The organism is Burkholderia sp. AU28863, from assembly GCF_002223195.1.
In the GTDB taxonomy this organism is placed as follows: domain Bacteria; phylum Pseudomonadota; class Gammaproteobacteria; order Burkholderiales; family Burkholderiaceae; genus Burkholderia; species Burkholderia sola.
This window is the reverse complement of sequence record NZ_NKFE01000005.1, coordinates 1,040,637-1,054,173: the sequence shown is the minus strand read 5'-3', so window position 1 is coordinate 1,054,173 and position 13,537 is coordinate 1,040,637. Positions and strand designations below refer to the sequence as shown.

Annotated in this window: 10 protein-coding genes and 1 pseudogene; 4 read left to right on the top strand and 7 right to left on the bottom strand. The window is 67.6% G+C overall.

Going from position 1 to position 13,537, the window contains the following annotated elements:
* The first annotated feature begins 35 nt into the window (after positions 1–35).
* Positions 36–1,619, top strand: coding sequence for a glycoside hydrolase family 68 protein (locus tag CFB81_RS21230; protein ID WP_069616470.1), 1,584 nt, complete (start codon positions 36–38; stop codon positions 1,617–1,619).
* A 180-nt stretch (positions 1,620–1,799) separates the two neighbouring features.
* A complete protein-coding gene (locus CFB81_RS21225) occupies positions 1,800–3,437 on the top strand; it encodes a glycoside hydrolase family 32 protein (protein ID WP_089436411.1) in 1,638 nt (545 codons plus the stop codon).
* A 67-nt stretch (positions 3,438–3,504) separates the two neighbouring features.
* Here CFB81_RS21225 and CFB81_RS21220 read toward each other — a convergent pair.
* The 3 genes and pseudogenes from CFB81_RS21220 to CFB81_RS21210 all read right to left on the bottom strand — a co-directional run bounded on the left by CFB81_RS21220 (position 3,505) and on the right by CFB81_RS21210 (position 6,847).
* Positions 3,505–4,255: pseudogene (locus CFB81_RS21220) on the bottom strand (SDR family oxidoreductase).
* 122 nt (positions 4,256–4,377) lie between these two features.
* The gene (locus CFB81_RS21215) at positions 4,378–5,295 is read right to left on the bottom strand and encodes a LysR family transcriptional regulator (protein WP_089436410.1); all 918 of its coding nucleotides are present in this window, start codon (positions 5,293–5,295) and stop codon (positions 4,378–4,380) included.
* A 259-nt stretch (positions 5,296–5,554) separates the two neighbouring features.
* Complete coding sequence (locus tag CFB81_RS21210; protein WP_089436409.1) at positions 5,555–6,847, bottom strand: MFS transporter; 1,293 nt, start codon at positions 6,845–6,847, stop codon at positions 5,555–5,557.
* Positions 6,848–7,153: 306 nt separating this feature from the next.
* Between CFB81_RS21210 and CFB81_RS21205 the strand changes: the two genes are divergently transcribed.
* Positions 7,154–8,059, top strand: a complete 906-nt coding sequence (locus CFB81_RS21205; protein ID WP_089436408.1) for a ketopantoate reductase family protein — start codon at positions 7,154–7,156, stop codon at positions 8,057–8,059.
* Between the two features lie 164 nt (positions 8,060–8,223).
* Here the strand turns inward: CFB81_RS21205 and CFB81_RS21195 are convergent, their stop codons facing one another.
* The 4 genes from CFB81_RS21195 to CFB81_RS21180 form a co-directional block, all read right to left on the bottom strand.
* A complete protein-coding gene (locus tag CFB81_RS21195) occupies positions 8,224–9,687 on the bottom strand; it encodes a catalase (RefSeq protein ID WP_069616463.1) in 1,464 nt (487 codons plus the stop codon).
* A 264-nt stretch (positions 9,688–9,951) separates the two neighbouring features.
* Complete coding sequence (locus CFB81_RS21190) at positions 9,952–10,794, bottom strand: anti-sigma factor (protein ID WP_256976290.1); 843 nt, start codon at positions 10,792–10,794, stop codon at positions 9,952–9,954.
* Between the two features lie 20 nt (positions 10,795–10,814).
* A complete protein-coding gene (locus tag CFB81_RS21185) occupies positions 10,815–11,363 on the bottom strand; it encodes an RNA polymerase sigma factor (RefSeq protein ID WP_069616461.1) in 549 nt (182 codons plus the stop codon).
* A 216-nt stretch (positions 11,364–11,579) separates the two neighbouring features.
* Positions 11,580–11,996, bottom strand: a complete 417-nt coding sequence (locus tag CFB81_RS21180) for an organic hydroperoxide resistance protein (RefSeq protein ID WP_089436406.1) — start codon at positions 11,994–11,996, stop codon at positions 11,580–11,582.
* Between the two features lie 252 nt (positions 11,997–12,248).
* Between CFB81_RS21180 and CFB81_RS21175 the strand changes: the two genes are divergently transcribed.
* Positions 12,249–13,514 (top strand): condensation domain-containing protein, encoded by a 1,266-nt coding sequence (locus CFB81_RS21175; RefSeq protein WP_089436405.1) that lies wholly within the window; start codon positions 12,249–12,251, stop codon positions 13,512–13,514.
* Positions 13,515–13,537 lie beyond the last annotated feature (23 nt).

Here is a 13,537-nt window from a genome sequence, read left to right as displayed (position 1 = left end):
CGTTCATTTTCACCTGCCAAGGAAACAACGACGAGATGACATACTTTCCCCTTTTCCGCCCGATCACGACCAAACGTTTGCTGCTCGCTGGCGGCGCACTCGCCGCCTTCGCGTCCGTCGCGCACGCGCAGTCCAGCGGCACGGGCGCGCCCGTGCCCACGCCCCATACGCAGCAAGCCTACGATCCCGAAGGCAACTTCACGATGCGCTGGACGCGCGCGGACATCCGCCAGATCGTCGCGCAATCGCACACCGCCGGCGCCGACAAGAACTCGCTGCCGCAAGCGCTGACGATGCCGGACATCCCGCAGGATTTCCCGCTGATCAACTCGAACGTGTGGGTGTGGGACACCTGGCCGCTGGCCGACCTGCGCGCGAACCAGCTCAGCTACAAGGGCTGGGAGGTGATCTTCTCGCTCACCGCCGATCCGCACGCGGGCTACACGTTCGACGACCGTCACGTCCACGCCCGCATCGGCTTCTTCTATCGCCGCGCCGGCATCCCCGCGTCGCAGCGCCCGGCGAACGGCGGCTGGACCTGGGGCGGCCATCTGTTCCCGGACGGCGCGAGCGCCAGGGTGTTCGGCACCGCGCCGATGACCAACAACGCCGAATGGTCGGGCTCCGCGCGCCTCACGAACGGCAGCAACGTCAGCCTCTACTACACCGCGACGTCGTTCAACCGCTCGGCCCCCGGCGGCGCCGACATCACGCCGCCGCAGGCGATCATCACGCGCGCCGACGGCAACATCCACGCCGACGACAAGCACGTGTGGTTCACCGGCTTCGGCGATCACAAGGCGCTGCTGCAGCCGGACGGCAACTACTACCAGACCGGCCAGCAGAACACCTACTTCTCGTTCCGCGATCCGTTCGTGTTCACCGATCCCGCGCATCCGGGCAAGACCTACATGGTGTTCGAAGGCAATACCGGCGGCCCGCGCGGCGCACGCACCTGCACCGAGGCCGATCTCGGCTATGCACCGAACGATCCGAACCGCGAAGATCTCAACGCGGTGATGAATTCGGGCGCAGTGTATCAAAAGGCCAACGTCGGCCTCGCGGTCGCGACGAACCCGCAACTGACCGAGTGGAAGTTCCTGCCGCCGATCCTGTCGGCGAACTGCGTCGACGACCAGACCGAGCGCCCGCAGATCTACCTGAAGGACGGCAAGTACTACCTGTTCACGATCAGCCACCGCACGACGATGGCGGCCGGCGTCGACGGCCCGGACGGCGTGTACGGCTTCGTCGGCAACGGCATCCGCAGCGATTACCTGCCGCTGAACGGCGGCAGCGGCCTCGTGCTCGGCAACCCGACCGACTTCTCCGCACCGGCCGGCGCACCGTATGCGCAGGACCCGAACCAGAACCCGCGGGAATTCCAGTCGTATTCGCACTACGTGATGCCGGGCGGGCTCGTCGAGTCGTTCATCGACGCGATCGGCCCGCGCCGCGGCGGCACGCTCGCGCCGACGGTGAAGGTGAACATCAACGGCACGTCGACGGCGGTCGACCGCACGTATGGACGCGGCGGCCTCGGCGGCTACGGCGACATCCCGTCGAACCTGCCGGCGACGGGGGCCGGCCACAACGACGGCAACGGCCAGGCCAATTGAGCAACCGAAAATAACCATCGTCGATAAAGGCACGAGGTTCAGGAGGCGCGTATCGCGCGTGCCGCGTGCGCGCCTCCGCTTTTTCCCTTCGACTTTTTTTTGACCGTTGCGCATGCCGTCGTTGCAGGCGGCCTGCGCCCTCCTTTCCCGCTTCGTCCGACGAAGCGCCTCCGGCACCGCATGAAATCGACGTCTTTCCGCTTTTCCGTCCGCATCGTCCGGCTGCTGCTCGTCTGCATGGCCTGCACGCAGGCCGTCGCCGCGCCCTGCCACACGCAGGCCGACAACGGCACGCCGCAATGGCGGCCCGCCCTCCACTACACGCCGCAGCGCAACTGGATGAACGACCCGAACGGGCTCGTCTACGCGAACGGCCGCTATCACCTGTTCTATCAGTACAACCCGCTCGGCAACGACTGGGGCAACATGTCGTGGGGCCACGCGACCAGCACCGACCTCGTCCACTGGCGCGAGCAGCCGGTCGCGATGCGCGCGAACGCCACCGAGGAAATCTTCTCCGGCTCGATCGTCGCCGATACGCTGAACACGTCCGGCCTCGGCACACCGGGCCACACGCCGCTCGTCGCGCTCTATACGAGCGTCTACAAGCCCGGCTCGGGCCACGCACCGGGCATACAGGCGCAGTCGCTCGCGTACAGCCTCGACCAGGGCACGACCTGGCAGCCGTATGCGCACAACCCGGTGCTGACGCTCGATCCGGAATCGAAGGAATTTCGCGACCCGAAAGTGTCGTGGTATGCGGCGGGCGGCTACTGGTTGATGACGACGGTCGTCGCCGATGCGCACGTCGTGAAGCTCTATCGTTCCGACGACCTGATCCACTGGTCGTTCCTCAGCGATTTCACGCTGCCGGACGTGCCGCATGCGGGCGCGCTGTGGGAAATGCCGGACCTCATACCGTTGCCGCTCGACGGCGATCCGAAGCGAATCAAGTGGGTCATGATCGTCAACGTGAATCCGTGGTCGATCGCGGGGGGGTCCGGGGCCATGTATTTCGTTGGCGATTTCGACGGCCGCACGTTCACGCCCGACCGCGTCGCGCCCGCCGGCTCCGATCCCGCGCAATTCCGCTGGGTCGATCACGGCGCCGACTTCTACGCGGCCGGCACGTTCTCCGGCGCACCCGGCGCCCGGCCGGTCGCGATCGCGTGGATGAGCAACTGGGATTACGCGGCAAAAGTGCCGACCACCCCGTGGCGTGGCGCGACCACGCTGCCGCGCGAACTGTCGCTGAAGGCGATCGACGGCGAGCCGACCCTCGTCGTCGCGCCCGCCGCCGCGTTCGACGCATGGGCCGACGGCCGGCCGGCCGTGCATGAAGGCGACGTCACGGTCGACTCCGCTACCCGACCGCTGTCGGCCGCCACACGCGGCGTCGTCCAGCGCATCACGGTGACGCTCTCGCCGCAGCGTGCCGCGCGCGCGGGGTTGATCGTGCGGGATTCGGCCGACGGGTCGGTCGGCACCCGGATCGTGTACGACACCGCGAAGCGCACGCTGACGCTCGACCGCTCGCGATCCGGCGAAGCGAATTTCGCCGGCACGTTCAGCCGCGAGCACATCGTCGATCTGCCGCTCGAACACGGACAACTGCGACTCGAAATCGTCGTCGATCGCGGCTCGGTCGAAGTGTTCGCGAACGGCGGCCGCGTCGCGCTGACGGACCTGGTCTTTCCGCCGCTCGATGCGGATCGCGTGGCCGTGTTTGCCGAACAGGGCCGCGCGACGTTCTCGGGGTTGACGGTGACGCAACTGGGAACCGGCGACGATACGCGTGGCGCCTGTGCGTCCCGATAGGTGCAGGTGACGGTGCCGCTCGCCCGGCACCGCATCGGCCGGCTACGGTCCCCGCCCGCCTCGCCCCTCAGAGCAGCCCCATCCCGCCCGACGCGATGATTTCCGCGCCGACGATGAACGCGGATTCGGGCGCGCTCAGGTGCAGCACCGTCGACGCGATTTCGTCCGGCGTGCCGAACCGGCCGATCGGCACGAGGCCCTTGATCTTGTCGGCCGTCGCGTCGAGCGTCGCCGCATCGAGCCCGAGCTTGCCGTACAGCGGCGTCTGCACGGGCCCGGGGCTCACCACGTTCACGCGCACGCCGTGCGGCAGCAGTTCCGTCGACAGCGTCTTCGCGAACGAATTGACGGCCGCCTTGCTCGCCGCGTACACCGACGAGCCGGGCATCCCGACATGCGCGTTGATCGAGCCGTTGATCACGATCGATGCGCCGCGGTTCAGCAGCGGCACCAGCGACTGGATCTGGAAATACGCGCCCTTCACGTTGGTGTTGAACACGAGATCCCACATCGCTTCGTCGCTGTCGGCGAACGGCGCGAGTTTCGCGACGCCCGCGTTGACGAACACGGCGTCGAGCCGTACGCCGGCGATGGCGATCGCCGTCGGCCAGCGCGCGGGCCGACGCGACGCTGCCGGCTTCGTTGCGAATCGCCAGCGCCCCTTCGCCGAGCGTCTGGCGGGCGGCTTCCAGCGTTTCGGCGTCGCGCCCGGTGATGATGACCCGCGCACCTTCGGCCGCGAATGCCTTGGCGGCCGCCAGGCCGATGCCGCTGTTGCCGCCCGTGACGAGAACCGTCTTTTCTTCGAAGCGTTGCATGATGTTCTCCTGTGAACCGGTGAGTTGACCGTGAACACAGGATGCGCGCGCCGCGCGGCGTTGCCGTACGACCGGTGCGACGAACATGTTCGAAAACATCGAACATGTTGGCGGCAGCGCATTCAGCCGACCACGTCGATCCCGTCGAGCAGCCGCTGCGCGAGCCGCGGCTCGCGCAATTGCTCCAGCCACCATTGCAGCGCGCGACCGTCGCGGTCGTCGTGCCACGCGACGTACAGCAGATTCGGCTCGCGCGGATCGGCCGTCTGCTTCTCGACCAGTTCGCCGCGCGCGAACAGCGACGTCACCCGCCGGCGCGGCACCCAGCCGACGCCGAGCGCATCGCGCTGCGCGAGGATCTTCGCGCGCATCGACGGCACCGCGAGCACCGCCTGCCCGCCAAGCAGCCCATACGCGCGGCCGGCCGCGCGCCGCGACGAATCGGCGACGACGACCGATCGATGCGCACCGATCGCGTCGCGCGTCAGCACGCCGCTCGCGGACGCCAGCGGATGGCGCGGCGACACCGCGAACACCCACTCCATCGCGCCGAGTTCGAACCACTTGAGGCCCGGAATCGCCGGCGGCTCGTTGGTCGCGCCGACGACGAGATCCGCGCGGCCGTCGCGCAACGCTTCCCAGGTCCCGCCGAGCACCTCGTGCGTGAAGCGCAGCGACACGCCCGAATCGAGCGCATCGAACGCGCGGACGACCGGCAGCAGCGTATCGAACTCCAGCACCTCGTCGCTGACGATCCACAGCCGGCCCTCCCAGCCGCTCGCGACCTGCCGCACGCGCTGCGTCAGCCGGGCGACGTCGAGCGCCAGCCGCGCCGCCTCGTCGGCCAGCAATTGCCCGGCCGGCGTGAGCTGCAGCCGGTAGCCGCGACGGTCGAACAGCAGCGCGTCGAAGCGCGTTTCGAGCTGGCGCGCCGCGTGCGACACAGTCGACGGCGCCTTGCCCAGCCGCGCGGCGGCGCGCGACAGGCTGCCGGTGGCGCGGATCGCGTCGAGCAGCGCCAGTTCGTCTTCGGACAGCATGAGGTCGCTCCACGGTGAGGATGTCGTGGATCGTAAGGCACTGGCGGGCTGCGGTCCAATCGGGCGATCGCGGCTGCGGTCGGCCGGCGCGATCGCCCGCCTGCGCAGACGACTCCCGGTATGCTGATCGACGCGAATTCACCTGAATCTCGAGGCGACCACTGCAATGCGCGTCGCGATCCGCATCATGTGCACGATCACGCAGCCGCGCGGTCGCCGCCGCCGGATCTCCCTGTCCGCATTGCCCCCAGCGCGCCGCTTACCGTGCAGGCCGCAGCATGATGCCCGTCAGCGCGCCCGCGATGCACAGCACGCCCACGTACAGTTCCGGCGCGTGCGGATGCGATTTCAATAGTACCGAGACGAACACCGGCGTGAGACCGCCGAACATCGCATAGGCGACGTTGTACGAGAACGAGATACCGGAAAAGCGCACGGCTGGCGGAAACGCATGGACCATCGCGACCGGAATCGCCGCGACCGCCCCGACGCAGAAACCGCATAGCGCATAAAGCGGCAACAGCAACGCCGGATCGACGGCGAGTTGCGACGCCATCAGCCAGTACGATGCGCCGAGCATCAGGCAGCCGACGAAGATCGTGCGGCCGGTACCGAACCTTCCCGCGATCGAACCGGCGACGATGCATCCGATCGCCAGGCAGAGCGTCGCGGCCGAATTGGCCTGCAGCGCAAGCGCGGGCGCGATGTGAAATTGCCTGGCGACGAGGGTCGGCGTCATCAGGATCACGACGACGATCGCGGCGGTGAGCGTCCACGTGAGGATCATCGATACCAGCACGGCCCGACCGTGATCGCGCAGCACGGCCTTCAGCGGCACTTCGCGGGTCAGCGACCGGCTCCGCTTCATTTCGATGAATACGGGCGTCTCGTCGAGCCAGCGTCGCAGCAACGCGGACACTATCCCGAACAGGCCGCCGACGACGAAAGGCAATCGCCACGCATAGGCGCCGATCTCCGCCGGCGAATAATGACGATTGATAGTCGACGCGATCAGCGAGCCAAGCAGGATGCCGAGCGTCAGGCCGCCGGTCAGCAGGCCGCACGCATAGCCGACATGGCGCGGCGGCACATGTTCGGACACGAACACCCACGCGCCCGGCACCTCGCCGCCTACCGCCGCCCCCTGCAACAGCCGGCACAGGAGCAGCAGCACGGGCGCGGCAATGCCGATGGACTCATAGGTCGGCAGCAGCCCCATCGCCAACGTCGGCAGCGCCATCATCATCACGCTCAACGTGAACATGCGCTTGCGGCCCACCAGATCGCCGAAATGCGCGAGCACCACGCCGCCGAGCGGGCGCGCGAGATAACCCGCCGCGAAAATGCCGAACGTCTGCAACTGGCGCAGCCAGTCGGGAATCGATGGCGGAAAGAACAATTGGCCGATGACCGCGGCGAAAAACACGTAAATCACGAAATCGTAAAATTCGAGCGCGCCACCGAGCGCGGCGAGCACGAGCGTCCGGTGATCGCGGCCGGTCAGCGGGCGATGGGATACAGCCGGAATCTGAAGCGAGTCTGGAAAGTTCATCTGGAAGAGGTCCGGGATCAGGAACCGCGCGCCAACCCGATGACGCGCTACTGATTGACAACACCCGGGCGCCGCACGTCATTCCATTGCGCGTCGATTTTCCGCGGCGCCTGTTCCAGGCCGCGTTCGGCAACCTCCGTTGGCTGCAGGCCGAGCAATGTCGGACGCCGTGTCGCGAATCCGGTGCGACGCCGGGAATAAACGGCCGCCGTCGCGTGTTCCATGGGAATGGAGGGCGCACGAGCCTGCCGCTTGCGCGCGCCTCGCCCATGCGTGACACGTTCACGCCTTCTCCTTGGAGCAATCATGCGTTTTGCGGTTCTGGGCGCCGGCGCGGTCGGCTGCTACTTCGGCGGCATGCTGGCGCTGCACGGCCACGATGTGGTTTTCATTGGTCGTCCGTTGCACGTCGACGCGATTCGCGACCAGGGTCTGCGCGTCCAGACGCACACGTTCGACAGGCGCGTGCCGGCCGACGCGTCGACCGATATCGACGCCGCGGCATCGGCCGACGTGGTGTTCGTGTGCGTGAAGTCCGGCGATACCGCGCAAGCCGCGCGCACGTTGAGCCGCGTGCTGGCGCCGCAAGCGATCGTGGTCAGTCTGCAGAATGGCGTCGACAACGCAGCCGTGCTGCGCGCGGAGATCGCCGGCCCGGTCATTTGCGCGGCCGTCTATGTCGCGAGCGAGATGGCGGGCCCGGGGCATCTGCTGCATCATGGCCGCGGCGATCTCGCGATCGAAGCGTCGCCGTCCAGCGAACGGCTGGCGCAGGTGCTGCGGGCAGCGGCCATTCCGACCCGGATCGCCGACGACGTGCGCGCGGCCCTCTGGCACAAGTTCATCCTCAATTGCGCGTACAACGCGATTTCCGCCATCGTGCAGTTGCCCCTGGGCGAGATGTCGCATCGCGATGCGTTGCGCGAAACGATGCGTGCCGCCGTCGCCGAGTGCATCGCCGTCGCGGCGGCCGAAGGCGTCCATTTCGCCGACCGGCCGGCCGCGATCGTCGAGCAAATCGAAGCGACGATTCCGCCCGGCCAGTATTCGTCGACGGCGCAGGATCTGGCGCGCGGCAGACCCGGCGAGATCGATCACCTGAACGGCGCGGTCGTTCGGCGCGGGCGCGCGGCAGGCATCGACACGCCGGTCAATCGGACGCTCCATCTGCTCGTGAAGATGCTGGAAGCGAAGACGGCGGCGCGTTCGTGACGGACGGCGTTCGCGTGTGCCGCGCCGACCGTCACGGCGCGTCGAGCGGCGCCGGCCAGCCTGCGGCCGCGCCGCCGGCGACGTGACGTCGGGCGTCGAACCGGCCCGCCGGCCGCGATGCCGCGCGGCCGGCGGCGGCCGTCGCGCGTCGCCGATACCAGCCGCTATTCGCGTTCGCCGGCCAGTCGCGCGAGCGCCGCGGTGATCCCCGCGCCATAGGCCGGGTCGGCCCGCGAGCAGTTGTCGATGTGGCGCTGCCGGATATCCGCCGACACGCCGGCAAGCTGCCGTGCGGTGGTATCGAACAGGCACTGGCGTTGCCGCGCATCCATCAGCCGGAACAGGTCGCCCGGCTGCTGATAATGATCATCGTCGACGCGATGATCCCAATGCGCGGCCGCGCCGTTCAACTCGAGCGGCGGTTCGTCGAGCTGCGGCCGGTCCGACCACGCGCCCTTGCTGTTGGGCCAGTACGACGGCGCCGCGCCGAGATTGCCGTCGGTGCGCATCGCACCATCGCGGTGATAACTGTGGAACGGGCACTTCGGCGCGTTCACCGGGATCTGCGCGAAGTTGACGCCGAGCCGATATCGCTGCGCATCGCCGTAGGAAAACAGGCGTGCCTGCAACATCCGGTCCGGCGAGTAACCGATGCCCGGCACGACGTTCGCCGGCGAAAACGCGGCCTGCTCCGTCTCGGCGAAGAAATTGTCGGGATTGCGGTTGAGCTCGAATTCGCCGACTTCGATCAGCGGAAACTCGGCCTTCGGCCATACCTTCGTGAGATCGAACGGGTTGAACCGAAACGCTTTCGCCTGCGCGTCGGTCATCACCTGGATGTACAACGTCCAGCGCGGAAAATTGCCGGCCTCGATGCTGTCGAACAGGTCGCGCTGATGGGTTTCGCGGTCCCGGGCGATCAGCGCTTGCGCCTGCGCGTCGGTCAGGTTCTCGATGCCCTGCTGCGAGCGGTAATGGAACTTCACCCAGGTCCGCTCGTTCTCCGCATTGATCATGCTGTACGTATGGCTGCCGAAGCCGTGCATGTGCCGGAACGATCGCGGAATGCCGCGCTCGCTCATGACGATCGTCACCTGGTGCAGCGCCTCGGGCAGCAGCGACCAGAAATCCCAGTTGTTTTCCGCGCTGCGCATGCCGGTGCGCGGGTCTCGCTTGACGGCATGATTGAGATCGGGAAAGCGCAATGGATCGCGAAAGAAGAACACCGGCGTATTGTTGCCGACCAGATCCCAGTTCCCTTCCTCGGTATAGAACTTCAGCGCGAAGCCGCGGATGTCACGCTCCGCATCGGCCGCGCCGCGCTCGCCGGCGACCGTCGAGAAGCGCACGAACATCGGGGTCTGCTTGCCGATTTCGGAAAAGAGCTTCGCCTTCGTGTACCGCGAAATGTCGTGCGTCACGGTGAAGGTCCCGTATGCGCCGGCGCCCTTCGCATGCATGCGGCGCTCCGGGATCACCTCGCGATCGAAGTGCGCGAGCTTTTCGATCAGCCAGACGTCCTGCAGCAACGCCGGACCGCGCGCACCGGCCGTCTGGATGTTGACGTTGTTGCTGACCGGCGCGCCGTTCGCATGGGCAATTTCGCGCGGAATCGAATGCTCTGACATGTCCTGGTTCCCCCAACGGTATGTGATTTCAGTTCATGGGCCGCGCGGTCCGCCGTCGGTGCGGGGAACGCGCGTCGTACAGGCGGCCATCCGTCAGGCCGTCCACGGACAGATTGGAAATGGACAACGTATCCGGCGTTTGTCCGGTTTGTATCGCTTTGTACCGGGTTACGTCGACAGCCGGCTGTACCACGCACGTCGAGCAGGACCGCTGCGGCACGACGCTGTTTTGCCGGATCGTTTCGACGGCGTCGCCGCTTGCCCTCACGATCGTTCGCTATCGAGGATCCGGTCGCCGAGCGCGCCGAGGTCCGCATCGCCGGGAGCGGCGATCAGCGCATACGCGATTCCCGAGCGCCGCCACGTCACGACGTCCATGTTGCCGACCTGCTGACGGTCGGGCACGGTATCGGGCCGCTCGTCCTTCATCACGCACAGCGCGACGGGCGCGCCTTGGGCGGGCAGATAGACGATCTGCACCAGCGGTTTGCGATTGAAGCTCAGGCGCTGGATGCGCTTGAACGTCAGCCCGGCCGAGCGCAGGTCCGGAATCCGTATCCCCCGTCCGTCGTCCCGGCGAATCGTGTCGATCGTCTGCGCGGCGGCCGCGACGTTCGCCGAATCGGACGCCACGGTGTCGCGCGTATAGAGCCGCTGATAATTGACGGCCGCCATGATCCACGGCGACATCCGCGCCTGCGCGGCCACCGTTGCGGGTGGCGGCGCGAAGCGCAGTACGGCGGCGCTGCAGAACGCGCCGGCGACGAATGCGACCGCGAGCCACGGCGCCATCATGCGAACCCGCGAGCGAACCGGCGTGAACTGCCGCCTGCGTACACCGGGCTGCGACGGCCCCGATATCTGCCGACGATCGCCGCCGCCGACCGGCAGCGCCGACGGCGGCGCATGCGCGTGCGCGATGTCGGCGACCGTCCGGATCAGACTCTGCGGCACCGGCAGCCAGGGGTGACGCTGAAACGCACGCTGATAGGGCAACACCGATGCTTCGAGCAAGGCCACCCGCGTCGCGATCTCGGCCGACGTTCGGATCGCCCGGTCGACTTCCTCGCGCTGGTGCGACGTGAGCGCTCCGTCCACGTATGCCATGAGCAGGACGTCGTCCATTTTCAAGCCCCCTGATCCTCACTGTTCGCCGCGCTTTTCACGGGTCGTTCGTGTCGATCGGCGAACAGCGCACCGATCGCCTGGCGAGCACGCGACAGCCGGCTCATGATCGTACCGATGGGCACGCCGAGCACGTCCGCCGCTTCGCTATAACTGAGTCCTTCCACGCTGACCAGCAACATCACCGCGCGCTGCGCTTCGGGCAGCTGCTGCACGGCCCTGACGATCTGCGCATCCAGCGCCTGCTGCTCCAGTGTCGGTGCGGCGGGATCGGAGATGGTTTCGAGCAGGTCGTCGTCCCAGTCCATGCCCGAGCGCCGGCGCACGCTGCGCGCGCGAAGCTCGTTGAGCCAGGTGGACTGCACGATCGAGAACATCCAGCTGAGCGGTGCCGTTCCGGGCCGCAACTGATGCGCGCGTTCGAGTGCACGCACGCACGCGCACTGCACGAGATCCTCCGCGTCGTGCCGATCGCCGGAGAGGCGCAGCGCGAACGTCCAGAGGCGCGGAAGCATCGCGGGCAGCATGGCGGACAGTTCAGCCGCGGTCATCGACGTCGATCTCCGCAACGTGCAAGCCGGCCGACGCGGACAAACGGCCGTATCTGATGTGTATCCATGGGTTTAGGCGAAATTGAACGGGCAACACCCCTACAGCCCACGTAAACAGCTGGACGGCGCAGATATTCCATCCGCGGTCGCGTGTCGCCCGACAGGCCGGATCACGGGGCGCCGGCCGTACGTCGGCGGCGTGGCGCGCGATGCGCGTCAGATCACCGTGACGACCACGTCGACGTTGCCGCGTGTCGCCTTCGAATACGGGCACGTCTGGTGCGCGGCATCGACGAGCGCCTGCGCGACGTCCGCGTCGACGCCCGGCACGCCGACGTTCAGCCGGGCCTGCAGGAGGTACGCGCCGTCGGCCATGGCGAGATCGATTTCCGCATCGACGTGCGTATCGCGCGGCAGCGCAACCTTCAGCCGTTGCGCGGCCAGCCCCATCGCACCGATGAAGCATGCCGACCAGCCCGCGGCCAGCAATTGCTCGGGATTCGTGCCGGGCGCGGCCGAGCCGGGCCCGGAGAGCTTCACGTCAAGGCGGCCGTCGGCACTGCGGGCAGCGCCGTCGCGCCCGCCGGTGGTGCGAGTCTTGCCGGTGTACAGAACTTTGGTTTGCTGGCTCATGATCGGTACCGTGCTGGATGGGGGTGAATGAATGGAGAACGTATTCCGTCGTCGGGATGCATTAGAGCGCGGCCACGTATCGGTCATGTGTCCCGACGCCGGGCTATTGCAACGTCATGTATCCATTCGCGATGCGTACACATTGAGAAACGAATCCGCCACGCCGGCCACAGCCATTGCCGAAACGAAGCGGGAATAGCCCTGCGTCCTCCGGTGTTCTGTTGAGGCAGACAACCCTTCGGGAGTGAAACGGTGCAGAACCAGCAGCAGGAACTCGACGATCGTCCGGCGACCGCGCAAACACGCGTGCGGGCACTTGGCAGCACGGAACATCTGTTCTGGTTGCTGGACCGGAATCGGCCGACGCATTTCGCGATGGTCGCGGAAATCGACCGGCGGTTTGCGCCGGGTGCATGGCACGCCGCCTTTCAGGCGCTCCAGCGCAGGCATCCGCTGCTGTCGACCCGTATCGCCGCCGACGCGCAGCACAATTCGGCGTTCCATTCGGTACCCGGCGCCGAGGTGCCGTTACGCGTGATCGAGCACCACGCGACGTCGTGGCAGACCGAAACGGCCCGCGAAATCGCGACGCGCTTCGACTGGGCGACAGCGCCGCTGGTGCGCGCAACGCTGTTGCAGCGCGAATCGACGTCGACGCTGATTCTGGTCGCGCATCACGCCGTCCTCGACGGCATGGGCGCCGCGTATCTGATCGACGAACTGCTGCGCACGCTGACGGGCGAGCCCGTGACGCCGCTGCCGCTCGTGCAGTCGCTCGAGACGCTGCTCGAGGCCGACCTGAACGACGCGGCCACCCTGCCCGCGCCGCTTCCGGCACCGGAGCCGAAGGCGTTCCGTCCGGACACGGCGGCGCTGCCGCACATCGACGCCGTCGCGCTTTCAGCCGAAGCCACGCGCCGCCTCGCCGCGCGCGCCCGGCAAGCGCGCACGACCGTGCATGGCGCGATTGCCGCAGCCGTTCATGAAGCGGGCCGGCGCCTGTCGAGCGACTGGGCCGCGCGCGCGTTGAGAACCGTCACGCCGATCGACGTACGCGCGCTCGCCAGCGAAGCGGGCGTCGCGAACGGCGTGTACATCACCCAGACCGTCACGATCGACGATCACCCGCGCGGGGTCGACTTGTGGGCAGCCGCCCGCACGATCAAGCAGGACCTCGCGCCGTCGCAAACGCGTGCGAGCGTCGCGGCGGAGCTGAAGGCGCTGGATACCGCGATGGCGGCCCGACCGAGCGTCGAGCACGCGGCGGGCTTCCTGTCGAACGTGCTGGCCTTCGACGTCCTGCTGTCGAACCTCGGCGATCAACCCATCGCAGCCGCGTACGACGGCGTATCGCTCGACGCGCTGTGGGGTCCGTTCGTGACATCAGGATTCGCCGACGATCAGGTCATCGGCGCCTGCACGATCGACGGCGTCCTGCGGCTCGCGCATACGAGCCATCGCGCCATCCCGGGACTGCTCGGCGAAGTCCGCACGATTCTCGAGGACACCGCCGGCTGAAGGCCGGCGCGGCGCCGCGCCGG

Bases quoted from the DNA above. Each gene is read 5' to 3' on its own strand.
- CFB81_RS21225 (WP_089436411.1), top strand. From the start codon at position 1,800: ATGAAATCGACGTCTTTCCGCTTTTCCGTCCGCATCGTCCGGCTGCTG.
- CFB81_RS21205 (WP_089436408.1), top strand. From the start codon at position 7,154: ATGCGTTTTGCGGTTCTGGGCGCCGGCGCGGTCGGCTGCTACTTCGGC.
- CFB81_RS21195 (WP_069616463.1), bottom strand. From the start codon at position 9,687: ATGTCAGAGCATTCGATTCCGCGCGAAATTGCCCATGCGAACGGCGCG.
- CFB81_RS21185 (WP_069616461.1), bottom strand. From the start codon at position 11,363: ATGACCGCGGCTGAACTGTCCGCCATGCTGCCCGCGATGCTTCCGCGC.
- CFB81_RS21215 (WP_089436410.1), bottom strand. From the start codon at position 5,295: ATGCTGTCCGAAGACGAACTGGCGCTGCTCGACGCGATCCGCGCCACC.
- CFB81_RS21210 (WP_089436409.1), bottom strand. From the start codon at position 6,847: ATGAACTTTCCAGACTCGCTTCAGATTCCGGCTGTATCCCATCGCCCG.
- CFB81_RS21180 (WP_089436406.1), bottom strand. From the start codon at position 11,996: ATGAGCCAGCAAACCAAAGTTCTGTACACCGGCAAGACTCGCACCACC.
- CFB81_RS21190 (WP_256976290.1), bottom strand. From the start codon at position 10,794: ATGGCATACGTGGACGGAGCGCTCACGTCGCACCAGCGCGAGGAAGTC.
- CFB81_RS21230 (WP_069616470.1), top strand. From the start codon at position 36: ATGACATACTTTCCCCTTTTCCGCCCGATCACGACCAAACGTTTGCTG.